Raw genomic sequence first — 24488 nt, 5'->3', positions numbered from 1 at the left:
TTAGCCATTTTTATAGGTTTAGTTTTATGCTTGTTGTTGTTTGAGGTGCTTTAAGCATCTTATGATAAGGGAAAGGGGGAGGTTATCTCTAAAAGTGAGATGAGCTTTTTAGAACAAAAGAAAGACAATTTTTTTGTCAGGTAGTTGTAAATGAAATCAATATTTATGAAAAAATAATAATTTTTATAAATAAGATGGGGCTCAGATTAGAAAGTTATTTTTTTATTCATTATTTATTAATATTGATCTTTTTATATAAAATATTTGTAGATTCGCGTCTTTAATAATGGATATGAAAAATAAAACTCTACCTATTTTGTTTGCGGTATTTTCTGTTTTTCCGGTTATTGCATTCGGACAAGACAATGAAAAGCTTATTAAAGATTATATTTCTCAAAATAAAATAAGAGAATATAAAAAATATGATCTCAATAATTTTATTATAGATAATGTAGATGCTTCAAAATCTTTAAATGGGAATGTTGTGAAATTTATACAGACTTATAAAGGCTTGCCAATATATAATTCTGTGGGGACAGCACTTATTAAAGATAATAAAGTAGTTTATTATACAGATAATTTTGTGAAAGATTATACTATATCTGTAATTGGTAATGCCACTGTCAGCAAAACCGCTGCGCTTCATACCATTGCAGAAGATTTGAAGAAAAATGATGTGAAAGACTTCCTTATTCATGATTTTTCCGGAGAATCTGCTGACAGCAAAGAAGTTGCAAAACAAAGACTTGTATATGTAGATCATAAAGGGAGTTTGAAACTTGCTTATGAATATCTGTTAAGAGAACCAAAATCACCAAGCTATTGGAACTATCTAATAGATACAAATACCGGTGAAATCATTGAAAAAACAGACTTGAATTTATCCTGTAGTTTTCATCCAGGTGCTTATTCTCATAGCCATGAAGAGATGGATTTTATCCAAAATAAGCAGGAGGGACCGCAAAATAATATGGCTCAATTTACCCCTTTCCTGGCACCTGATAATGCCAGTTATAATGTTTTTCCTTTACCAGTAGAAGCTCCTACATTCGGTTCAAGACAATTAATCTCTAATCCATGGAATTTAGCAGCTTCACCAGAAGGATGGCATTCCGATGGAGATATTCATTATACTATTACAAGGGGGAATAATGTATATGCTTATGAAGATACAGGAGATGTAGACGCTGGTCTTTCTCCTGATGGTGGAACGACCAGAAATTTTGATTTTCCATTCAGTATCAACGGAACACCTGCTGCTAATCAAAATGCGTCTATTACTAATCTGTTTTATTTGAATAATAAAATTCATGATGTATTTTATAAGTTTGGATTTACAGAATCAGCGAGAAATTTTCAGAAAAATAATTTTGGATTGGGTGGGCTCGGTGATGATTATGTAGAAGCGGAAGGTCAAGATGGAGGTGGACTTAATAATGCCAATTTCGGCACCCCTCCGGATGGAAATAATCCGTACATGCAGATGTATTTATGGTCACCCGTAAATCAGATGTTCTTTTACAATGCTCCGGGAGCTGCTGTTGTACGTACACCTATTAATGGAACTGCTGAATTTGGTCCTGCATTAACAGCTACCGGCGTGACAGCCAACGTGCAGTTGTCATCAAATATATATGCCTGTACAGCGTTACCAGCTGGATCACTTGCAGGGAAAATAGGACTTATTGAAAGAGGAGGAGGCACAAACTGTGGTTTTGCTGTAAAAGCAAAAAATGCCCAGGATGCCGGAGCTATTGGTGTTGTAATATATAATAATGCAGCTGCTACCAGTTTTCCGTGGGGAATGGGTGGGACGGATCCTTCTATTACAATTCCTACAGTTTCCATCGAAAACTCAGAAGGAGAGTATATAAAAACTCAACTTGCTGCTAATACAACAGTGAACATTACCCTTAAAAATGATCCGGCCACCAGTATTACTCCAGACGGAAGTTTTGATAATGGAATTGTAACCCATGAATACGGACATGGAATATCAAACCGATTAACGGGTACAGGTTCTGGATGTTTGTCTACCTCTGCAAGTAGAGAGCAGATGGGAGAAGGTTGGTCTGATTTCTTTGCTTTAATGTTGACCAATAAGCCTGGTGATAATGCTTCGGTGGCAAGAGGTATGGGAACTTACGCAGGAGGAGAGCCAATAACAGGAGGCGGTATCAGACCTGCTAAATATTCCCCTAATTTTTCAGTGAATCCTTTTACGTATGGAACTACCAATCAAATGCAAGTTACCAATACCAATGGGAGTGTATCTACAGATTCTCATTCTATTGGTTTTGTTTGGGCTACTATGTTGTGGGATTTGCATTGGAAGTATGTTGAAAAATATGGATATTCATCAGATGTAATGTCAACGACTCCTAATGGAAGTACAAAAGTACTGCAATTAGTGGTAGATGCCTTGAAGCTTCAGGCATGTAACCCTAGCTTTATTGATGGAAGAGATGCGATATTGTCTGCAGATATGGCAACAACAAACGGTCAGGATAGATGTATGATCTGGAAAGTCTTCGCAAAAAGAGGGCTTGGAGTAGGAGCTTCCGCAGGCGTGAAGAGTGTGGGTACGGATCAGGTAGAGAATTTTAATATACCTGAAGACTGTGCTTCACTGGGAACTGATGAAGTAACTTCAATTAAAGATAATAAAATTTCTATTTATCCAAATCCTGCAAAAGATGAGTTTTATATTAATTTCCCAAGTAAAACTCTTGGAAAAGTAAGTGTAGAATTATACGATATGTCTGGTAAATTGGTTTCTTCAGAAGATAAAATTTCACCTGAAAATAAAAAGTCAATTTCTACAAGCCGTCTGGTAAGCGGTACTTATATTGTGAAAGTGAAAGGATTTGGTTTTGAAGCTAATTCTAAAGTGATTGTGAAAAAATAACTAACTATATAATCAATTGGAGAGATCGCCGCAAGCAAAGCTTGCGGCGATCTTATTTATCTATCATAACAACACTCCAAGGTATTTTAATTTATATGTTGTACCTTTGCAGGCTGTTAAAAAAATTATGAAGAAGAAAAATATACTAAAAGGTGTTTTATTTGTAGGGATTGGTGCTAGTATATACGGAATGTTAGCCACTTTTGTGAAAATGGCCTACCATGATGGTTTTACAACGTCTGAAGTGACGACCTCCCAATTTGTATTAGGTTTAATAGGGCTTTTGATCCTGAATCTTATTCAAACGTTAACCTCGAAAAAGAAATTATCAATGCCAAGCTCCAAAGAGGTCAGAATGCTGATGCTTGCCGGAACGTCATTGGGAGGAACAAGTTTGTTTTATTATATAGCAGTGCAGTATATCAACGTTTCTATTGCGATTGTATTGCTGATGCAGTCTGTTTGGTTCAGTGTAGTAGTGGAAAGTATTATCACCAAAAAGCTTCCTAATGCAAGGAAAATTGTTGCCGTAATTATTGTATTACTGGGAACGGTTTTAGCGACCAACCTTATTAATATGGAAATCGAACTGGATTGGCATGGAATCTTCTGGGGATTGATGGCCGCAGCTTCATATACATTAACGATGTTTACTTCCAATACTTTGGCGACGCATTTACCTGTTTTCAGAAAGAGTATTATTATGTTGGCAGGAGGTTCTATTGTTGTTTTTGCCTTTCTGTTCTTCGCCCAGATAGGACCCATGTATTTTGATGGATTAAAAGCTTTTTATCTGAATTTTACAGAAAATACAGAGCATATCCACTCTTTCAATTATTCAATATTTTTAACATACGGTTTTGTATTGGCTTTATTCGGAACCATCATTCCACCCATTCTGTTCAATATCGGTTTTCCGAATGCAGGATTAGGATTAGGAAGTATTGTTTCTTCACTGGAACTCCCGGTTTCCGTAACCATGGCCTTTGTTCTATTGGGTGAACAAGTATTTTTAATACAATGGGTAGGAATTATATTGATTCTTTTTGCCATTGTTTTAATGAATCTTCCTTCCAAAAAAGAAAAAGAAGTTTCTATGGCAGAAGTCTCTTAAAAAATAATATTTAACTAAAAATAACAGTTGAAAACCGTTCCTTTTGGAGCGGTTTTTTTAATTTTAAAACTTAAAGTAAAATATAATGAGATATTTCAGAAATATAGCGACTGCAATAGTATTAGTAGCCGGATCAGGAATCCTGTTTTCACAAATAAAACCATTGGATGCCATGCTATCTGAGTATCAATATCCTTATGAGGTACATTTTAAGGACTTAAAATCTCAGGATAACAATCTGAAGATGGCTTATATGGATGTAAAACCTCAGAAGGGCAATGGGAAAACCATTCTTCTTCTCCATGGTAAAAACTTTAACGGAGCCTATTGGGAAAGAACTGCAAAAGATCTTTCGGAAAAAGGATTTAGAGTGATTATTCCGGATCAGATCGGATTTGGAAAGTCTTCAAAACCACATAGTTATCAGTTTTCCTTTTCGCAACTGGCAGAAAATACAAAAGCTGTTTTGGATGAATTAGGAATTGATAAAACCATTGTTCTGGGACATTCAATGGGGGGTATGGTAGCTACAAGGTTTACATTGCTTTATCCTGAAAAAGTTCAGAAGCTAATCCTTGAAAATCCTATCGGACTTGAAGATTATAAAACGTTTGCTGCCTACCAGAATATAGATCAGGCTTATCAATCGGAGCTTAAAAATACAGCGGAAACTTATAAAAATTATCAGTTAAAGTTCTATTATGATAATAAATGGAAGGCGGAATATCAGCCTTGGCTTGACCTTATTGCCGGATGGACATTACATAAAGATTATCCACAGGTAGCGTGGGATGCAGCATTGACTTCCGATATGATCTATAACCAGCCTGTTTGTTATGAATTTAAAAATATAAAAGTTCCCACTTTACTCATCATTGGTACCAGAGACAGAACTGCAATAGGGAAAGATAGAGCTCCAAAGGAACTTCAGCCTAAAATGGGGCAGTACCAGGAACTGGGAAAGAAAACCCAGCGTGAAATTGCAGGTTCTCAACTGGTAGAATTAGAAAACGTTGGTCATCTTCCGCATATTGAAGTCTATCCTAAGTTTTTTGAGGCTTTATATAACTTTATTAAATAATCTGAAGAGGGTTTTTAACGACATCATTTTTAGGCAATCAGGTTATAACAGAGAGCTCAGGCGGTTGTGTGGATTTCTATTTATCCAAAACAGGTGATAAAACAGAAATTTGTTAACTTTGGCGATATAATAAAGTCATACTGAGTTAATGAAGTCGGAGATAAGATTATCTAAAAAACAAATTCTACACAGATTAAATACGATCAAAATAAGACCTTCCGGACTTCAAGGGAGAAAGTATGGAGTGTCTGTAAAATATTTTTCCGGTAACGATGAAAAGCCCTCCAAAAGGATAGATTATACTGTAGCTGCTAATCTGAACGTTGAATACGGCAAGGGAACATTAAGCATCAATAAGGAAGATATCTTGTACAACCAGCATGAACCGGATAAGATCAGTGAAATTATTTCATCAGCATTATCAGCCACCATTTACCCTGTGGAAGTAGATATTAATGAAAAAGGAACAGGTACAGGCGAGATTATCAATCACGATAAGATGCTGGAAAGATGGAAGATTCAAAAATCAAAAATAGCTGATAAATACAGCAGTAAAGAACTGGATATTTTTATTGATAACTTTGAAAATAAGCTTCAAAATAAAGCCGTTATTGAACAAAGTCTGCACAATGATTGGTTCTGGAACCTGTTTTTTCATCCTAAGTTTATTGATTACGGAGATACCAGAAAAGTTAAAAGAGATTTGTATCTTTCCGTGATTCCTTATCGTGGACCGTTGAAATTTTCAGGAATACAGACTATCGATAAGTTTCCTACAGATTACCATTCCTTTGTCATAGGATTTGAAAGCGAAGAACTATTGGCCCCTCGCTATTTTTATCCCGAGGGTCACCATGATGATGGTACTCTTTATATGACCCTTAAAGTGATCTTCGATCATGATCTGTATCATCATTTTCCGATGCATACAAGAGCTTATTTTGAAGTATTCTCCAGAGATTGGTCGGGGAAGAAAGTATTCGTGAAAAAGATTCATTATACCCAATATCAGTTGGGATCAGAGGAATATAAAGGCAAAATATTAGATGAAAGCAGTCCTTTTATTACGGGTGGTCTTGTCAAAGTTCCGCCTAATAAATGGGGATTTGATAATTTCGAAAGGATCGAAAATGACTGGTAACGCTTATCGGTTCAGGAAAAAGACTTATTTTTACAAAAACACACCAAATGTCACTAAAAGAAAAAGTAGTACAGGGAGCAATCTGCCAATGTAAATTTGGCTCTGCTCCGGATAAACTGAAAGTACTTACACAAACCAAATATTATGTGAATGACAATGCTGGTAGCAGTAAACTTGCCGCTACCCATAAAGATATTGGAGCTACCTTTGAGAAGAACACTTTCGGTTCATGCGCCAAAAAAAATAATACCCCATGTTCAGCTGTAGTTACCCAATGGAGTGGCTACTACGAAAAAGAACTCTACGATCCACCCGGAGGTTATATTCTGCTGCAAGACAGCAAAGCAACCTGTCCCATCGGAGGAACAGACTGTATTTCTATCATTAAATCCGGACAAATGGGAGAGCCTACTAAAAAAAATCTTCAGAATGCGGATAGTGAATTGCAATCGCATGTGAATCCTTTGATGGATATGAAGAACCTTGATAAAAAAGATCCTTACAAATTCTTAAATGCTGAATAATTATGCCGGATAATATTGAAAATACAGTCGGACTACAGTTTTGTCTATGGAAAGAAAACAATAAGGTAAACTCCGTCCCTAAAGGAAATACCTATCCATTATATTTAAATAAGCGGAATGAATTTTTTGTTGATGAAAGCTGTGTGGGAAAGAAAAGCAAAAATCCCAAACATACGGTGGAGCAGGCTAGATGGGCTTTTATTTATGACTTTTTTTATAAAAATTTAGAGAAAGCTAAACAAGAAGATATTACTGAAAACTTATGGGGCCCCTTGAGTGGAGGTAAGGAAAAGATAGCCAAATATGGACTAGGACTAAAATATAAACAAGGGAGCAGCCTTGTCTTTAATCCTCAGGCCTATAGCTATTATTTTGGATTTAAACAGAGGGTGGAACTTTTTAGTGAAAATCCAGGAACGGGTTTTTATTTTTATATTGTTCCCGTAGATAAACCTAAAATATCCTATGCCTATTTTACCAAGAGTGAAGAAGTGAAACACTATGGAGAAAGTGTTACACTACAAATTATGCTTCATGCCTATAATTTGGATGAGAAGAATAAATATAAGGCAAAGTTATATCTGTTAGAAGAAACCTCAGCAAAAGGACTTACGGAAACTGATGATTTTGAAGATAATAATCTTTGGAAAGAGCCTAAGGTGTATAATATCTCAAATAATGTGAGGGCAGATGATGATTGGAATTCTTATATCAATACTACATTCCCTATAGAAATTGAATGGAAAAAGAATCAAAATGTAAAGAAGAATTTTACGGTTATATTGGAAATCTATAGATATTGGAACGAGCCAGGTATGATTTATGGAACCAATTCCAAGGAAGAAAGGGTAAATTATAAAAATTATGCAGATGATCCTACAAGTGATCTTATAGAATACGATCCCAAGGTATTGGGCTTGAAGGATATCGATGATAAAAATTCGATTTCCAGTAGATTCATGGTGTCTGAAGAATTGATGGATCATTATCTTACTCGTATTGAACAGGAGAAAAATAATATGATTCAATATATTGGGGATATTGAGTACAATCAAAGGGAGTTTGATCCATGCGGATATTCAAAGATTACGGTAAAAGATGAGGATGATAAAGATAGAGAAACTTTTGTCATATTTGATGAAACGGCAACCGTAGGTCCGATAGATAAAAGTAAGGAAAGTTTTAATATTATAACCGGAGATAGCCGGAAGAATATTTCCATTACTTTAGACAAACTTACTACTCAAGATACCTTTTGTCAAGGATTATTGCTGGATGAAGGGCAAAAACATTCTGAGAAGAAGAATGTCTTCCAAGTAGACAAAGTTTATGCTGCCTTAAAAAATGGAGCTACACATGTAAGACAGGCAGATACTACCCATCATGAACAGCAGAGAAGTGCAGGAGTTGCAACAACCAAAGAAAATGAAAGTGATACAGATGTTTTAAAAACAAATAATGCATATCAGGTAGCTGTAGCTCAGCAATGGAAAGAAGGAGTTGACTATAAGATTGACAGCAATGAGAAGATTACCTTGATGTTGAGGTATATGTATAATAAGACTGCTTTTGAAAGTTTTCAAAACCCTGATAATACAAGAGCAAATAATGCAATAAATTTATTATGGATTTTCAGATACTTTTGGTTTACGGATAAAACTGCCCAAGTTTATTTTTTACCTGTATCTACTTGCAGATATCCCAATCAATTGGTTAAGATAAATGTTTGGCCGGATATTGAATGGGAAGTTTCATTCATTATTTCAACCAATGAATCTCATACTTTGAGTTTCGGAAAAAAGGAGGATTTAACTAGTTATCCTGCAGGACAAGGATTGAGATTCTCAGATAAGTTTAAGTTCAAGAGTGAATATAAAGGATTTAGCTTTTCTACAGATATTTCTGTAAAGGTGAATGGTGATGTTCACAAATTTGGAATGGAAAAGATTGAAAATATCATAAAAAAACTTGCTGATTTGAAGTCGTTTTTAGATAAATTTAATCCTGAAAATTCAGCAAATGCTAGTACTGGAGGCTTTAAGGAATATTTTAGCTTTAAGCTTGTCTCTCCAAATGTGGTATTGGCTTTTAAATGGAACCTAGGGAGTGTTGTTGAAAAGGAAAATAACCATAAAGTTGTAACAATGCTTAACGGAGCTTTCAAATTGGCTCCTCTTATCGGAATAAACTTTGAAGTTGATTTATTTGTTATTACAGATAGTATCAAAGTGTATGGTATTGGTGATATTACAAAATTTATCAGAAAAGCTATTGAATGGGTGACTGAAACAGACATATATTTGCTGGCTTATGTAAATATTGAATTGAATGGAGAATTCACTATAGTATATAATTCAATCAATGGTATTGATGATAAGAAATCTAACAAGAAGGCTATTTTAAGTATTCCATTCGGTGTTAAAGGAGGTATAAAAAGTAATGAGGAAAACGTCATCATACTGCCTACAGGTGAGAAAAAAGAAAGATTCGAAGCAGAAATCTCCATCAACTCAGGAATTGAGATTGTAGAAGAATTAGGAACCGATAATACTGGCCCTTATAAAAAGAATAGCTATGTTTTCAAAGGTTTGAACGTAAAGGTTGTTATAGTGGAAAATGTCTTCAGTAGAAATAGAATCTCAGTAATACCAAAGATTGACGAAACTTTTGAGGTAATGAAAGAGGACAAGATCGGTCCTGAAAGTATTGAATATTTAAATAATAAAAAAGATGAGAAATAAAAATAAGTATATTGCTATCCTTCTTCTGAATCTAAATCTAATAATGATTTCTTGCCAATCCAAATCAGAAAAGGTTGATTTGAACATTGTACAGGAATCTTATGTAAATCTTGCAAACGGTAAACAAGCTAATCAATTAAGATACCGAGACTATGTTGATCATCTGCACAGTCGAATCGTTTTGCAAGGAAATCAAATCCAAGAGAAATGGCAGCCTTTTAAAAATAATGGTAAGCTGGATTACATGGATGTTTATTTCAACAAAGAGAAAATCATTGGATTTAAAGGATATTTTGCTGATTCAAAGAATAATTCTGATGAGATATATAAAGATATTCTTAAGAAAATCTCAAGTGATAAGCAGTATCAGGAAATTGAATTAAAGAATGAAGATTCCAATATTGTAAGGAATGAATGGGAATCAAAGGAAATGATAGTAGGTGTCAAATATGAAAAAGTAAATAAAAGTATTGCTTTAATTGCTGTTAACAAAAATGAACTCCCTTATTTCTTTGATAAAATTTTTTATAGTGAGTTTTTAGATTTAACGAAATTCAGAAATAAGAATTCAGCTATTCATTTGAAGGAATTGCAAGTTCAACCGTCAAGCAACGATAAAAGCTTTTATAAAGATAAGTTCAATGAACTAAAAGGTGAGTACAATAAAAAAACAAAGTAAGAATGAACCAACCTATCTATAAAGTTGAAGTGAAAGCCTTTCTATGTTCAATAGAAATTGAAGTTAACGGCATACCTTGCTTTTCATACTTTAATGAGGCTCAAATTGCCACGGATATTCCAATTAATAATTTATTGTTTTCTTCCGGTGAACAAGACCTTAAATTTAAGATTTCACCGCTTTTCAATAATAAGGACTTCCATAAAGATGCTCAAATTGAATTGAATATTTTTGTAAAAGAAGCAAATGATTTTTATTTGAAGAAACAGGTAATACATTCTTTTGTACTTGATGAATCCCTTGAGAATAAACCCTTTTATGAAAACATTCTAAACTTTGATGCCAGTTTTCCATACCATCTGGATGTCAGTAAAATAAAGTATGATTTTTCCAGAGAAGAGCAAGATGAGTTGTTTTCTGAAGTATATCAGCAATATGAAATGTTGGCGAGCTATATTAAAGATGATGATTTGAAACAATATAATCAGTTTACGACAATTCGATTTGATGACTTTGTTAAGGCTCATTATTTAGAGAAAGATAGAAGACAGTATTTTTTGAATAAGGCGCTTTTTTCATATAAGGACTATGAACTGTCGTTGGTTCCAAAAGAAGAATATACTTTGAAATATTGCTTTAATAATAGATTAGTTTATCTGGAAAAATTGAATAATGCTCCTGGATTGGTATTGGAGGACAAAAATTCAAAAGAAGAAGGACTGCATTTTATAGAAAGTGCAATATTTTTTAGGAATAACCAAGGTCACTTAGAATTATTCAGATAAGGATAGTTTTCAAACTAATATATTTTGACAACTAAATCACAGCATATTTTAAGCTTTATGGCAAGAAACTTCTTGCTGTTCTTCCAGATATATGTAATTGTATATGTTTTTATAAACTCTTATATCGATGTATGGTTTACCTTGAATAAGGAAACCTTCTTTGAATTTGAGAAGGTGGTTGTCATCAATTTTTTTCAAGCAGAAGCGTTATTTCTATATATTCTCTATCATAAAATTAGGAACAAGAACTATGATGAGTTAAAAACCATGTATTTGAACTATCAGAAAGATATGGAGAGTCAAGGCTTCAACAAGCGTAAAGCAGCCATGGGAATGCTGGTGGCAATCCTCATTTTTGTAACTCTTTTTGGTGTTGTGATATTCAAATCTCCGCTTGGGGGTGTTATAGAGGTTGTGATAGGACTTAACCAGATCCTTTTGACTAATATGGAGATATTGATACCGTGCTTGTTATTGGCAGTCTTTCTTTATCTTCAACTGAAATCTGAAATCAAGGATTCTTCTTTTAACAATGCTATTGTTAGATTAGGAGGCATAATATATAGTTTTAAGATTTCAATATTCATATTCATTGTTCTATTTGTGATAAGGATTCTTTTCTCAGGGAGGGCAGAGAACTCCTTTGCCCCAGCAGGATTGTTAGCCATTAATATTGCTTTTTTGATTACAATTATTAAGCAAAAGTCATTTAATGCAATCAATAGTAAATCATGAAAAGGTTCTATTCTCCAATAATTAGCTATTATGATGCTTTCAATAGATCTTATAATTTGTATGCTGATTATAGCAGTAACAGTAAAGAATGGTCAAGTGAAGTAACCATTTATTATGATAAAGAAATTCCTTCAAAAGCTATTCGGGGTGGGCTTTGGTATTTATGGTTTTCCCCATTTGTTGTATTATGTTTGTCGATGATTCCACTAGGGTTGGGATTATACCTGCTTAAATATAATATAAGATTGATGATGGGTGAAAAACAATAATAATTTACTTTTTAACATGAGCGAAAATAAGAGTTCTAACTTTTTAATTGATTTGAATAATGTTGAAAGATCTGAAAAAGGAATATGGAAGTAAATAGTACAAAAAATCAATACAAAACAGAGAAAAAAAGAGATAGTCGTTTAGTCGCTATTCTCGCTACTGTATTTACACTTTTATTCCTGGCAATGGGGGCTGGGGGAGTCTATTACAATGGTAGCAAATTGTACAGGCATATCAATTTAGTATTTGGTGGAGTCAAAACGGAAGCAAGGATTACAGGATATAAAGAAAGCTGGTCGAAGGATGGTGACGAGATTAATTATACCAAAATGTATTCTCCGGTTATCACTTATTATGATTCTTCCAATCATTCGTATATCCTTCATGCAGATTATAGCAGTAACAGCAGAGAATGGTCCAATGATGTAACCGTGTATTTTGATAAAAAAGATCCTTTCAACGCTATTCGTGGAGGATTTTGGCATCTTTGGTTCGGGCCATTTCTATTCCTGTGTCTTTACATGATCCCATTAGTAATTGGATTGTTTGTTATAATATATTACATGGGAACATTAAAAAAGAAAAAACCGTTTATAACTTAAACGGTTTTTTCTTTTGGTTTGAATGCCAGTAAAGTGATTACTCCAATTCCTGAAAAAATAAGGCATGAAATTCCCAGATGTTGAATGAATCCTATACTTACCAATCCGCTTCCTATCAGTACATAATAAATAAGCCCTAGCAATGCTCCTGCACTTCCGGTTTCATTTTTATAATTGATCAGTGCGGTACTCAGAATATTAGGAATAGCAATACTGAAGGCCATTACAATAAAGAAGTACGGAATCAGGAAATAAATACCATGATCAATCAGGAGCCATACAAAAACGGAGGCTATGAATGATCCTATTACACTTGATGTTACTAAAATCTTAGGAGTCCTATTTTTCAGAAGTAAAAATCTGTTAAGCTTAGCTCCAACAAATGTTCCTGCTGCTAATACAATGCTGCTGTATCCAAAAACATACGATGAATACTGCTGTTCTTTGAAAATAAAAGGAGCCAATGAATAATATGAAAACAACAAGACATTAAAACTCATAATCAATAGGCAGCATCTGATGATTTTCCGGTCTCCAAGCATCCGTCGTAATAAATCAAATAACATTTTAAAACTGATTACCCTTTCGGAATGATGGGTTTCAGAAACGTTTTTCCTGGAAAGAATGTAAAATACAATTGCCGTCAGGCATAAAGTGATAAAAACTCCCTGATGACCTGTTGAAGAAGCAAGAACTGAACCTGTGGTCATTCCAATTACCGGACTGATGGATAAGCCAATCCCAATCCATGAAAATACTTTGCTGATATGGTCTTTGTCATAAGTATCCCGCAAGATGGTCTGAGTAACGATGGACCCGACAGCAATACCAAAAGCGGAAGTAATTCTGGCAGCCAGTAAAAGGGTAAAAGTGGGCGCGAAAATAGCGGCTAAAGTTCCAACTCCATAAGTGAGTAGCCCATATTCCAACGACTTTTTTCTTCCAATTCTATCACATTGTACACCCCAAAATGCCACTCCCAAAGCAAAAGCAATAAAATAAAGGCTTATCGTTAAGGTAGCAGATTCTTCATTCACCCTAAATTTCTCCTGAACCATTGGTAATACAGGACTGTAAATGGTTTCCACAAACTGGGGAAGCATTACCAGAAGTGTCAATAGCCATAGAGGATTTGTCTTTTTCATTTTTTTTCTGCAAAGTTTTGAAAAAATCATTGTATATTTATAATGATATAAAAACAAAAAATATCGAAAATAGGACATGGCGATATTGAAACAAAATGAAGAATTTGATGCAGATGTTCTGAAAGAAAAAGTGATTGGAATAGCATCCGATATGGTCATGCACGATTCCGGATTTCACGACCACAAAACCAAAGCACAGCTGTTGTATGCGCCTTCAGGATGTATGACCGTAACGACTTCTGACAGGCAGTTTGTATTACCACCATTCAGGATGCTGTGGATACCAGCATGTGAAGTTCATAGGGTAAATTTCCGGAATATTGTAGCCTATAGATCTATTTATTTTGATAACGAATATGCCGAAAAGTATATGAATTCCAGTCTCAGAGTTTTGCATGTAAACTCTTTATTAAAAGAAATTATTGAAAGAATCTGTTTCTGGGAATGGAGCTCGCTGAAGGTTGACCAAAAGAATGTTTTAAACGTATTTTGGGATGAAATAGCAAAAGCTCCTGAAGAAAAACTGGAACTTAAAATGCCTGTTGACAGACGCCTTAAGAGAATAGTAGAGGAGTGGACAATACGGATTTCCACACCACCCATGCTAAAAAAACTGGCAGAAGAAACCGGAGCTGTTGAAAAGACTATTACCCGTATTTTTAAAAAGGAAACCAATCTTTCTTACCAGGAATGGAGACAGCAGTGGCGACTTCAACGGTCTATTGAACTTTTGGTAGATGGAAATACAATAGGAGAGGTATCTCATATTTTAGATTTCTCTTCAGACAGTGCTTTTATTGAATTTTTTAAAAAGCATACTGGTTCTACACCCCTACAATATCTAATAAAAAACGAGTAAATCTATTATTTATCCATAACATTCCAGTTGAATACGTAATCATTCCCTTCCTCTGGAGAGGTGGTAAAAATTCAAAGAATTTTTAACGGGATGATCAATGCATTGTTCATCAATCTATTTCTTGTCCTATGTAAAGCCCATTGGCAATTAATTTCCATAAAATTGTATAACCAAACTAAAATAAATACCATGGATAATTATACCAATACAATAGAAGTAAAAACTACTGCAGACAAATCTTATGGTGCTTTAGCTCATCAGATTCCACTTTGGTGGACTGATATGTTTGAAGGTTCCTCCGCTCAAACCGGAGATGTATTCACCATAAGATTTGGAGTTAATATTCACAAAACAATGCGGGTGAAAGAATCGATACCCAATTCAAAGATAATCTGGGAGGTAGAAGACTCGCTGATTGCTCTTCCAGAGTTAAAGAATCAGACAGAATGGATTGGAACCACCATCGTTTGGGAACTAGTGCCAACGGGAGAAAATACACAAATAAAAGTTACCCACCTTGGTCTAAATCCGGATATTGAATGTTATGATATCTGCTCCAATGGCTGGGTGCAGTTTCTGGGCAGCCTAAAACTCTTCCTGGAAACTGGAAAAGGAACTCCATACAAAGAATAATAGCATATTCAGGATGTAAAGATTAGGTGTAAATATTACCTATTACTCATATTATTAACCACAGATGACACAGATTTTTACAGATGTTTGAGAATCGGAGTAAGGGGAGCTCTCCATCGACCTGGGAATTAGGAGCGTTGGGGAAATTTCAATTAATCCGTTAAAAAATTTCCACGGTCTGGGTATGACTCTAGTCTTGAATCGAAAGAGTACCAACTGGACTATACGAGTTTGGAAATTTTAGAAGTCCGTTTAAATTTTTAGCGGATAATTCCAGTCTTGAACTTTTGTATACTTTTGTTTCAAAACAAAAGTATAAAGAGATAAAAAATTCTACACAGAAATAATATCATCATTTATTATGCATTACCAATTGCCCATAAAAAAAGAAGCTGTTTACGTGTAAACAGCTTCCTTTTGCATTTATTGTTGTCTGAATTATTTCTTCTTGTAAGCAGCGTCTTTAATTCTCGCTTTTTTACCTCTAAGATCTCTGAAGTAGTAGATTCTAGCTCTTCTAACTCTACCTCTTCTGTCAACCTCAATTTTTTGAAGTGCAGGTAAGTTGATAGGGAATACTCTTTCTACACCTACATCACCAGACATTTTTCTGATGGTAAAAGTTTTTGTAGAACCAGTACCTCTTAATTGGATAACTGTCCCTTTGAAGAACTGAGTTCTAGTTTTTTGTCCTTCTTTAATTTCGTAATACACAGTAATTGTATCACCTGCTTTGAATTCAGGGAATTCTTTTTTCGCAATGTACTTGTCTTGTACGTACTTTAATAAATCCATTATTAATAAAATAAAATGTTAAAGCTAAGCAACTTACACGTTTATCGTCAGAGGTTGAATAACAGGTTGCAAATGTACAAAATAGTTTTTGAATATACCAAATATTTAATGTGGTAAAAACTATAAATTTTTCATTCCGGTTTCATCAAAAAATTAACAGATTCTTTAAGATTCCATCAGGCAGAGTTTATATGGGACTTCTACTTTTGCCCGAAATAAAAATCAGCATAATGATTTTTTTAAATTATTGATTTACAAATTAAAACTCTATATGTCATTTTAAAATTAAGCGATTATGAAACATTATTTCTTCTTTTTTTGTTTCGCGGCCCAAATGGCATTCGGACAGGTTTTGTTCCCATATCTGCAAAACCCAACTCCGAATTCCATGATCGTTAATTGGAAGACCGCTTCCGATAACGAAACAACCGTGATCTACGGGGATTCCCCAACTAATCTGAATGTAACGGTAACCGGTACTACTAATATTTTTTCAGATACAGGCTACAACAATAATTACTATTATCACACCGCAAAAATTGGTAATCTTCAACCGAATACCAAGTACTATTATAAGATAAAAACCGGAGGTAATGAATCTGCGGTATACAATTTTAGAACACTTCCTTTACCAGGACAGCCGGTAACAGCCAATGGAAAGATCCGTTTTCTGATTATGGGGGATAACCAGATCAAAGCAGAACCTAGATACGACAGCCTTACCTTGAATGCTTTTAAAAAATTAAAAGAAAAATTCGGAGCGGGTTCTGATCCATCGGATAATATTGCTCTTACTTTTATGGTAGGAGACCAGGTGGATGTGGGAACACTGGATCATTATGAGAATGTTCACTTCAAAAAGAATATTAAACTATCACCATACCTGCCTATCCAGACCACTGTAGGAAACCACGAAACCTACGGAACTCTCGGAATGAATTCTTATTATGCCCATTTTTATATTGATGAGATCAAGTATAAAGGGATTACTTCAGGAAATGAAAATTATTACGCTCAGCAGGCAGGAAATGTATTGTTTATCAGTTTAAGTTCAGAACATACCGGATCTGCTCAACAGACTTGGCTGCAACAGATTTTAAATGAAGCAAACAATGATTCTACAGTAGACTGGATCATCTCGTTAAGCCACAGACCTTATCAGGCAGAGCAATATGTAGGTGATATTTCTACATGGGTAAGAAATAATGCCGTTCCGCTTTTGGTAACATCTGATAAATACCTGATGCACGTTGGGGCACACCACCATTTATACCATAGAGGGCAGTTGAAAAACACGCCGAATTACCAGATTATTTCAGGAGGAACAGCCTGGGATCAGTATTGGGGAATGTCTAATGAACAGGATTTTGATGATGTTCAGAAAACACTGACGGACTGGACTTATCAGATCGTTGAGGTAGATATTCCAACAGGCAAAGTAGATGTAGAATGTTATTCTATTGGTGGAAAATATACCAAGAAAAATAATGTACTGGTAGATTCATTTCACAGGTATAAAAACCAGCCAAAGCCGGCAAAACCTTCTGTTACAAATACCTTCTCAGGGCCAATTACATTGCCTTTAACCTTGAATGGAAGTGCCTTTTCATCATCCAATGGAGAACTTTTGAATACAACCCAGTTCTTAATTAGTAAAGCAGCAGATTTTTCTGTAATTGAAAAGGAATTCTATCGTGATTTTGAAAACTGGTTCGGAAAAGATGGAAACGGAAATCCGGATAAAGCCAAGAATTTAAATGAAGGAGTAGATATTACAAAGGTGAGTTTAGCTGCGAATGCAATCCCGAACGGAATTTATTATGTGAAAACCCGTTACAGAGACAGAAATCTGGAGTGGAGCGACTGGAGCGAGGTGAAACAGTTTGAAATTACAGGAAGTGTGGTTTCGAATCCTACCTTCACTTTAGATAAAACGGAATATTCCCAAAATGAACCTATTGTTGCTACTTTCACCGGTGGTCCTGGAAATCAGCAGGATTGGGTGGGAATCTATAAAAAAGGTCAGACACCAGGAGGATCTACAACTTCACAGACCTATGTTTACACCAATGGGCAAACAGCTGGAACGGCTACTTTCAATAATGGTTTACCTAATAAAGGTCAATATTTTGCAGGATTCTTTGCTAACAATGGCTATACAGATATTACTGCAAGAAAAAGCTTCTATGTAGGCCCGAAAGTTCAATTACAGGCTACAGCAGATACGTATCCGGTAGGGGGAACAGTAACGATCAATTTTACAAATGCTCCAAGTCTTCAGAAAGACTGGATCGGAATTTATAAAATGGGACAGACTCCGGGAACGACAACCTCAATAAAATGGAGTTATGTAACCACAGCATCGGGAACCCTTAATTTTACAGGGCTTCCAAAAGGATATTATTATGCTCAGTACTTATTGGAAGACGGATACAACGGAATTGGAGAAAAAGTATTCTTTAAAGTAGGAGATATCGTTACCGAGTTGTGGATCAACAAGCCTGTGTATTCATTAGGTGAAAATATCACTGCTTCCTGGACGGATTCTCCGGGAATTATTAAAGACTGGTTAGGAATCTATCCTCAGAATATCCAGACACCGGATGATAATTTTGTTTCTTATACGTATTTTGATGGAGTAACACAGGGAACCAAAGCAATTACAGGAAGTGTGAACGGCGTGCCAGCCACACCTGGAAATTATTATATGGTGATGTTTACCAACGATTCTTATACGGAAGTTTCAAACAGGGTACAGTTTCAGGTAAGTTCAGGATCTTTAGGAGTAGAGGAGGCAAAAAGTACAGAGAAAAATGTAATCCTGTATCCAAACCCTACAAAACCGGGTGAGCCAACCTTCATCAAAAGTGATTATCCCATTGATAAAATTGAGTTGGTATCAGCAGCAGGAGAATTACTGTATGAATCAAAGAATATTCATAATCAGCGCTTCTCTTTAGTGAATGAAAACCTTCCAAAAGGAGTGTATTTTGTAAAAGTTCACGCAAGAAAACTATTTACTTTAAAACTGATTATTCAGTAACGACATAACATAACCATGAAGTATACAGGCTGTCAAAAAATGATAGCCTGTTTTTGTGTTGTATTAAATTTCCCACAGATTTCACAAATTCCACAGATTTAAAATCTTACATCTCCCTATTAAGACACCTCTTAAATGAAGTTTCACTTACCTTAAAGTTTCATTTTATTAATGATTCAAATCCTCATAGACATCTGCGAAATCTATGTGTTTGCTAAAGAATTAAAATATTCCATTCTCAATAAAAACTTTAGGTGTGAGCCTTGTCAAGGTTTTAAACCTTGACAAGGCTACATCATCTGCGAAATCTGCGAGAACAAAATAAAAAAGCAGTTCCAAAAACTGAAACTGCTCTATATTCAAATGATCTGTTGATTAATCAACAACACTGTACAATTGATCTTCCTGAATGACAGTATTGCTATCACTAGACAGGTAATTATCACCGGTGTCGGCCAGAATTTTAGAATCCTGAACAAGTTTTCCGTCTGCATTATAAACCTTTAATAAAATCCATTTTCCATTACGTTCAAGCTCCTTTGCTCCATAATAGTCTTTTATTCTGATTTTTCCGCTTTGAAGAATACCTCCTTTTACAGAAGACTTGTTGGCAGGTTTACCTTTTACATATTGTACAATCTGAGCCGTGAAGCTGTAGTCATACTCTTCTTCATTTACAGGTTGGTTATAAGTATATAAAATAGTTCCTTTATTGTCATATACTGTTGCATCATAAGCGGTTTGCTTAGCGTTTAGTTTCTTTTCAAACTTCAGCTTATTCTCATCAGTATAGTTTCTTGTATTTACCAGAACACCATCCTTATACTGCATTTCGGTAAGACCTTCGTGGGCAATACCATTGTAAGGCATATCATCCTTATACGTTAATGTAGATTTTAGCTTTCCATCCGGAGCATAATATTTAATCTCCTGGGTTGAGCCCTCTTTTAGGATTTTTTCTGTAGTAAGTTTTCCATCTTCATTAAATTCTTTATTAAGAACCTGTAAACCTCCTTTATAAACATCTACGGTTGAGATATGGCTGTAATCATAGGCGAACTGATAATCTTCACCATCCATAGGTTTGTAGGTATCATTCTCTTTTTCATATTGATAAGTAAGATCGGCTATTTTCTTTCCGGATTCATCATAGGTCGTTTTAGAGCCATCTTTTTTACCTCTTTTCTGCTCCTGTAGAACTTTTCCGTTTTTACCATAAATTATTCCTTCTTTGATGCTTCCGTCGCTTTTATACTTTTCGATTTTAGAAATCCTCATCGGATTATAATAATAGTCTACCTGGGTACTTTCACTATTGGATTCAGAGTTACCGCTGCCAATATATTTGCCTTTTTCACCATAGTATTTATTTTCGTATCTGCCGTCTTTACCTATAATACTTTCGGTTCTGATTCCTTTGATATCCTCATCATAAATAATTGTTTGGGTAGGAGTAGAGTTCTCATAGACCGTAAGGGTATTATAATAATACTCATTTTCCGGATCTTTATAGCTGAATGATTTTCCTGAAAAAGTACCATCAGCCTTATAAACCAGGTCTTCAATTAATTTCCCTTTAGCATCATAATTCTGAGAAGATCCAAGCTGTTTCCCTTTAGAATAGTTCACCACACTCATTACTTTTCCTTCGGGAGTGTACCAGGTTACTTTACCATCAAAAACTTCGTTGCTTGGAGTGGTATCAGAAGCCAGACCTTCCATTTGAAGTGTTCCGTTTTTATAAAAGTCTTTAATTAGGATAAGTTTTCCTTTAGGAGACGTTTCACGGTAATACTCCATTTTTTCCTGAGTTGTCTTTTCCCAGTTTTCATCGAAATAAGTTTTTTCTTGCGCATATACGTTGATGCTGAGTACTAATGCAAGCAACGCTGACGTAAATAGTTTTTTCATGTTTTATATTAAGTTCTGATTTTAGGGTTGTGATGATTTACTTTTGTGTACCAATACGAAGAAAGTAAGAGGTAAAAGCATTGGAGAGACAGCGGGTACACTGTCAGAAATAATTTTTATACTAATATTGTGTTTATATCCGAAGATTAAAAGTGTGATGTTTTTTTGAATTTAAAACCCCAAATATAAATCAATTTTACGAGATATATAAAAAAAATGAACCGATTTGTTCACTTTTTGCTGTAAAGTTTTGATAATTATATTTTTAATAGGAAAAATGGCTTATCAGGATGGGATAGGGATTAGGATCTTTTTCCAATCATCGCAGATACGATATTTTTTATTAAATTTAGCCAACAGAAAAATCTAATATTTCATGATAGATAAAAGAGTAAAAAATGCAAAGGAGGCCATCGAAGGAATTAAAGATGGAATGACACTGATGCTGGGCGGATTTGGACTTTGCGGAATTCCTGAAAATTCAATTAATGCCTTAGTGGAAAGTAATGTGAAAGATCTTACCTGCATTTCAAACAATGCCGGGGTAGATGACTTTGGGCTGGGATTATTGCTTCATAAAAGACAAATCAAGAAAATGATCTCTTCTTATGTTGGGGAAAATGCTGAATTTGAAAGACAAATGCTTTCAGGAGAACTGGAGGTTGAACTTACTCCACAGGGAACTTTAGCAGAAAAATGCAGAGCAGCACAGGCCGGAATTCCTGCTTTCTATACCCCTGCAGGTTATGGAACTGAAGTAGCGGAAGGAAAAGAAGTAAAAGAATTCAAAGGAAAACCACATATTTTAGAACATGCTTTTGATGCAGATTTCTCTATTGTAAAAGCATGGAAAGGAGATTACGCAGGAAACCTTATTTTCAAAGGATCTGCCAGAAACTTCAACCATCCGATGGCTGGTGCTGGAAAAATTACCATTGCTGAGGTAGAAGAATTAGTAGAACCGGGAGAATTAGATCCTAATGAGATTCATATTCCGGGTATTATGATTCAGAGAATTTTTCAGGGAGAAAAATTTGAAAAGAGAATTGAACAAAGAACCGTTAGAGCTAAAGAATAATTTCTGAAGAGATACGATTGACAATATAAAAGGCGCTGAATGTATTTTCAGCGCTTTCTTTATTGAGTAAACTTAACTTTTTTTAGTGTCTTTTTGTTGTGCTGTCATTCTGAATATAGGCTGAAGGTCTGCGAACGTAGTTCAAACACAGAATGAAGAATCTCTATTTTTAAGCGTGTGAATATACATCCAGCTTCATAGGCGACTTGTCGCTTCTCTTTTGCTTCCTTAAAATAAAGCAGGAGAATCATTGGAACTTTGCGTTTAAGCTTATTCTCACAATTTTAATGACTAATAAGACATAATTTTGTTCTCTGTCATTCTGGATGAAGCGATGTGGAATGAAGAATCTCAAGATAAAAGTTTCTCGCAGATCTCACAGATCCCGCAGATTTTTAAACGCCACGAATGCACGAATAAAAAAGAATTCGTGCATTCGTGGCAAAATATAATACAGCTTAATCAGCGACTTTATCACCATCTTTACTCATTTATTTCTAAGATTGTGGAACAGTTGTTTTCCTTTCTCCAATCTGTTGTCTCCACATCGCATAATAAAGACCTTTTTCAGCAATCAGATGATCGTGAGAACCGGTTTCTACAATTTGTCCACGTTCCAGGACATAGATTTTGTCTGCATGCATAATGGTACTCAATCGGTGGGCAATCAGAACCGTAATTTGTTCTCTTTCCTCTGAAATATCTTTTATGGTAGAAGTAATTTCTTCCTCAGTAATACTGTCCAAAGCGGAAGTAGCTTCATCGAAAATCAATAAATGAGGTTTTCTTAAAAGGGCTCTCGCAATAGCAATTCTTTGTTTTTCACCACCACTCAGTTTCAATCCACCTTCACCAATAACGGTTTCTATTCCTTTCTCAGCTCTTTCTAACAAGGCAGTACAGCTCGATTTCTGTAAAGCAATGGCAAGTTCCTGTTCTGTAGCATGGGGATTCACGAAGAGAAGGTTTTCTTTGATGGTTCCAGCGAAAAGCTGGGTATCCTGAGTGACAAAACCAATCTGATTTCTCAGTTCATCAAAATCAAATTCCTTTCCATTAATCTCATTGTAAAAAATATTCCCTTCCTGTGGCCTGTAAAGACCAACTAGTAGTTTTACCAATGTACTTTTTCCTGATCCGCTTGGGCCCACAAAAGCAATCGTTTCTCCATTTTTAACATCAAAAGAAATATTATTCAATGCTTTATATTGAGCCGACTGATGTTTGAAAGAGACATGTTTGAATTCCAGTTCTTCAATAGCACCAATCTGCTTGGGATGAAGTGGTTTTTCTTCCACATCTTTTTTCATTAAACGATCGAAATTCTGAAGAGAAGCCTCTGCCTCCCTGTAAGAGATAATGATGTTTCCTATCTCTTGCATAGGGCCAAAAATAAAGAACCCATAAAACATCAGCGAAAGGTATTGCCCCGGAGTCACAATATTTTTAAAGATCAGATACAAAAGCGTCAGGGTAATCATCTGTTGAAGAAAATTAACCATTGTTCCCTGAATAAAACTCAAAGAACGGATGCTTTTTACCTTTCTCAGTTCAAGTCCTAAAATCTTATACGTATTGTTATTCAAACGGATAACTTCCTGATTTGTCAACCCTAAACTCTTAACAATTTCTATATTTCTAAGACTTTCTGTAGTACTCCCGGCTAATGCTGTCGTCTCTGAAACAATATTTTTTTGAATGCCTTTTATTCTCTTACTCAATAAATTAGTAATGAAAGCAATCAGAAAAATTCCACAAATGTACACCGGCATGATCGACCAGTGCAGACGGATAGCATACACCGAAACGAAAATAATACTTACTAAAATCCCAAAGAAAATATTGATGAAATTGGTGATAAACTTGACAGAATCCTCTCTTACTTTAGTTAAAATTGATAAGGTTTCACCACTTCTTTGGTCTTCAAACTCCTGATAAGGCAATGCCATTGAATGTTTTAGACCATCTGTAAAGATCTTAGCCCCAAATTTCTGAGTAATGACACTCACTACATAATCCTGAAAAGCCTTAGCAATTCTACTTACCATGGCAGTTCCGATAAGTAAACCTAAAAAGTAGAAAGCACCATGATACACTGAATTCCCATAAAGGTATTCATCTATATTTCTGGGTAAAAGTTTTTCCTTGTCGAAAAAATTAGGATGAGTGACCAACTGGTCCAGTATATTCCCTGTAATTGCAGGAGCAAATAAAGAGAAAACCTGGTTAATGGTTGCCAGAAGCAAAGAAATAACAATCAGCCATTGATAAGGTTTAAGGTATCTTAAAAGTATTTTCATTCTGTTAAATAAGGATACAAAATTAATGATATTATTTTTACTAACGATGTTAATTATTAATGACAAACATCTGTTGTTGAGGAAGATTTGAAACTGGATACCGGAAGGCATAAAATATATAAGTAACTGTATTTCTTTTCTGGC

At 35.0% G+C, this 24488-nt stretch carries 19 protein-coding genes; 15 read left to right on the top strand and 4 right to left on the bottom strand.

Annotation, left to right across the window (positions count from 1 at the left end):
- Positions 1-292: 292 nt before the first annotated feature.
- From NBX25_RS07070 to NBX25_RS07020, 11 genes are all read left to right on the top strand, one after another.
- The gene (locus NBX25_RS07070; RefSeq protein WP_250253275.1) at positions 293-2908 is read left to right on the top strand and encodes a T9SS-dependent M36 family metallopeptidase; all 2616 of its coding nucleotides are present in this window, start codon (positions 293-295) and stop codon (positions 2906-2908) included.
- 127 nt (positions 2909-3035) lie between these two features.
- Positions 3036-4022 carry an EamA family transporter gene (locus NBX25_RS07065; RefSeq protein WP_123908401.1) on the top strand — a complete coding sequence of 329 codons (987 nt, stop codon included), beginning with the start codon at positions 3036-3038 and terminating at the stop codon, positions 4020-4022.
- 85 nt (positions 4023-4107) lie between these two features.
- Positions 4108-5103, top strand: coding sequence for an alpha/beta fold hydrolase (locus NBX25_RS07060; protein WP_250253274.1), 996 nt, complete (start codon positions 4108-4110; stop codon positions 5101-5103).
- 148 nt (positions 5104-5251) lie between these two features.
- Complete coding sequence (locus NBX25_RS07055; protein WP_250253273.1) at positions 5252-6244, top strand: hypothetical protein; 993 nt, start codon at positions 5252-5254, stop codon at positions 6242-6244.
- Positions 6245-6291: 47 nt separating this feature from the next.
- Complete coding sequence (locus NBX25_RS07050) at positions 6292-6768, top strand: DUF4280 domain-containing protein (RefSeq protein ID WP_250253272.1); 477 nt, start codon at positions 6292-6294, stop codon at positions 6766-6768.
- Between the two features lie 2 nt (positions 6769-6770).
- The gene (locus NBX25_RS07045) at positions 6771-9509 is read left to right on the top strand and encodes a hypothetical protein (protein ID WP_250253271.1); all 2739 of its coding nucleotides are present in this window, start codon (positions 6771-6773) and stop codon (positions 9507-9509) included.
- Positions 9499-10188, top strand: coding sequence for a hypothetical protein (locus tag NBX25_RS07040; protein WP_123859952.1), 690 nt, complete (start codon positions 9499-9501; stop codon positions 10186-10188). Before NBX25_RS07045 ends, NBX25_RS07040 begins: the two co-directional genes overlap by 11 nt.
- Before the next feature lie 2 nt (positions 10189-10190).
- Positions 10191-10973: a hypothetical protein gene (locus tag NBX25_RS07035; protein ID WP_250253270.1), complete on the top strand. Its 783-nt coding sequence runs from the start codon at positions 10191-10193 to the stop codon at positions 10971-10973.
- Positions 10974-10997: 24 nt separating this feature from the next.
- Positions 10998-11708, top strand: a complete 711-nt coding sequence (locus tag NBX25_RS07030) for a hypothetical protein (RefSeq protein ID WP_250253269.1) — start codon at positions 10998-11000, stop codon at positions 11706-11708.
- A complete protein-coding gene (locus NBX25_RS07025; protein WP_250253268.1) occupies positions 11705-11977 on the top strand; it encodes a hypothetical protein in 273 nt (90 codons plus the stop codon). The genes NBX25_RS07030 and NBX25_RS07025 overlap by 4 nt, the downstream gene beginning before the upstream one ends.
- Before the next feature lie 84 nt (positions 11978-12061).
- Complete coding sequence (locus tag NBX25_RS07020; protein WP_250253267.1) at positions 12062-12580, top strand: DUF3592 domain-containing protein; 519 nt, start codon at positions 12062-12064, stop codon at positions 12578-12580.
- Here NBX25_RS07020 and NBX25_RS07015 read toward each other — a convergent pair.
- Positions 12577-13725, bottom strand: coding sequence for an MFS transporter (locus tag NBX25_RS07015; RefSeq protein WP_123908395.1), 1149 nt, complete (start codon positions 13723-13725; stop codon positions 12577-12579). The two genes, NBX25_RS07020 and NBX25_RS07015, sit on opposite strands and share 4 nt — an antisense overlap.
- A gap of 76 nt (positions 13726-13801) precedes the next feature.
- On the opposite strand from NBX25_RS07015, the gene NBX25_RS07010 reads away from it, so the two are divergent.
- Positions 13802-14584: an AraC family transcriptional regulator gene (locus tag NBX25_RS07010; protein ID WP_250253266.1), complete on the top strand. Its 783-nt coding sequence runs from the start codon at positions 13802-13804 to the stop codon at positions 14582-14584.
- A gap of 189 nt (positions 14585-14773) precedes the next feature.
- Positions 14774-15217, top strand: coding sequence for an SRPBCC family protein (locus NBX25_RS07005; RefSeq protein WP_250253265.1), 444 nt, complete (start codon positions 14774-14776; stop codon positions 15215-15217).
- 438 nt (positions 15218-15655) lie between these two features.
- Here NBX25_RS07005 and rplS read toward each other — a convergent pair whose 3' ends face one another.
- Entirely contained in the window at positions 15656-16012 is a 357-nt protein-coding gene (rplS, locus tag NBX25_RS07000) for a 50S ribosomal protein L19 (protein WP_068942389.1), read from the bottom strand.
- A 295-nt stretch (positions 16013-16307) separates the two neighbouring features.
- Here rplS and NBX25_RS06995 point away from each other — a divergent pair, with 295 nt between their 5' ends.
- Positions 16308-19055: a fibronectin type III domain-containing protein gene (locus tag NBX25_RS06995; protein WP_123908392.1), complete on the top strand. Its 2748-nt coding sequence runs from the start codon at positions 16308-16310 to the stop codon at positions 19053-19055.
- 375 nt (positions 19056-19430) lie between these two features.
- On the opposite strand, the gene NBX25_RS06990 is transcribed toward NBX25_RS06995, so the two are convergent.
- On the bottom strand, positions 19431-20966 hold the full coding sequence (locus tag NBX25_RS06990; RefSeq protein WP_250253264.1) for a toxin-antitoxin system YwqK family antitoxin: 1536 nt from the start codon (positions 20964-20966) through the stop codon (positions 19431-19433).
- A gap of 376 nt (positions 20967-21342) precedes the next feature.
- Here NBX25_RS06990 and NBX25_RS06985 point away from each other — a divergent pair, with 376 nt between their 5' ends.
- Positions 21343-22044 (top strand): CoA transferase subunit A, encoded by a 702-nt coding sequence (locus tag NBX25_RS06985; protein WP_123908390.1) that lies wholly within the window; start codon positions 21343-21345, stop codon positions 22042-22044.
- Positions 22045-22541: 497 nt separating this feature from the next.
- On the opposite strand, the gene NBX25_RS06980 is transcribed toward NBX25_RS06985, so the two are convergent.
- The gene (locus NBX25_RS06980) at positions 22542-24344 is read right to left on the bottom strand and encodes an ABC transporter ATP-binding protein (RefSeq protein ID WP_123908389.1); all 1803 of its coding nucleotides are present in this window, start codon (positions 24342-24344) and stop codon (positions 22542-22544) included.
- Positions 24345-24488 lie beyond the last annotated feature (144 nt).

It is taken from the genome of Chryseobacterium sp. Marseille-Q3244, from assembly GCF_940807095.1.
In the GTDB taxonomy this organism is placed as follows: domain Bacteria; phylum Bacteroidota; class Bacteroidia; order Flavobacteriales; family Weeksellaceae; genus Chryseobacterium.
Note: the sequence above shows the minus strand (reverse complement) of the source record. Positions and strands in the feature narration are given on the sequence as shown.

Coding starts and splice junctions, on each gene's coding strand:
- NBX25_RS07040 (WP_123859952.1), top strand. CDS start 9,499: ATGAGAAATAAAAATAAGTATATTGCTATCCTTCTTCTGAATCTAAAT.
- NBX25_RS06980 (WP_123908389.1), bottom strand. CDS start 24,344: ATGAAAATACTTTTAAGATACCTTAAACCTTATCAATGGCTGATTGTT.
- NBX25_RS07035 (WP_250253270.1), top strand. CDS start 10,191: ATGAACCAACCTATCTATAAAGTTGAAGTGAAAGCCTTTCTATGTTCA.
- NBX25_RS06990 (WP_250253264.1), bottom strand. CDS start 20,966: ATGAAAAAACTATTTACGTCAGCGTTGCTTGCATTAGTACTCAGCATC.
- NBX25_RS07025 (WP_250253268.1), top strand. CDS start 11,705: ATGAAAAGGTTCTATTCTCCAATAATTAGCTATTATGATGCTTTCAAT.
- NBX25_RS07070 (WP_250253275.1), top strand. CDS start 293: ATGAAAAATAAAACTCTACCTATTTTGTTTGCGGTATTTTCTGTTTTT.
- NBX25_RS07050 (WP_250253272.1), top strand. CDS start 6,292: ATGTCACTAAAAGAAAAAGTAGTACAGGGAGCAATCTGCCAATGTAAA.
- NBX25_RS07045 (WP_250253271.1), top strand. CDS start 6,771: ATGCCGGATAATATTGAAAATACAGTCGGACTACAGTTTTGTCTATGG.
- rplS (WP_068942389.1), bottom strand. CDS start 16,012: ATGGATTTATTAAAGTACGTACAAGACAAGTACATTGCGAAAAAAGAA.
- NBX25_RS07065 (WP_123908401.1), top strand. CDS start 3,036: ATGAAGAAGAAAAATATACTAAAAGGTGTTTTATTTGTAGGGATTGGT.
- NBX25_RS07055 (WP_250253273.1), top strand. CDS start 5,252: ATGAAGTCGGAGATAAGATTATCTAAAAAACAAATTCTACACAGATTA.
- NBX25_RS07015 (WP_123908395.1), bottom strand. CDS start 13,725: ATGAAAAAGACAAATCCTCTATGGCTATTGACACTTCTGGTAATGCTT.
- NBX25_RS06985 (WP_123908390.1), top strand. CDS start 21,343: ATGATAGATAAAAGAGTAAAAAATGCAAAGGAGGCCATCGAAGGAATT.
- NBX25_RS07005 (WP_250253265.1), top strand. CDS start 14,774: ATGGATAATTATACCAATACAATAGAAGTAAAAACTACTGCAGACAAA.
- NBX25_RS07020 (WP_250253267.1), top strand. CDS start 12,062: ATGGAAGTAAATAGTACAAAAAATCAATACAAAACAGAGAAAAAAAGA.
- NBX25_RS07060 (WP_250253274.1), top strand. CDS start 4,108: ATGAGATATTTCAGAAATATAGCGACTGCAATAGTATTAGTAGCCGGA.
- NBX25_RS07010 (WP_250253266.1), top strand. CDS start 13,802: ATGGCGATATTGAAACAAAATGAAGAATTTGATGCAGATGTTCTGAAA.
- NBX25_RS06995 (WP_123908392.1), top strand. CDS start 16,308: ATGAAACATTATTTCTTCTTTTTTTGTTTCGCGGCCCAAATGGCATTC.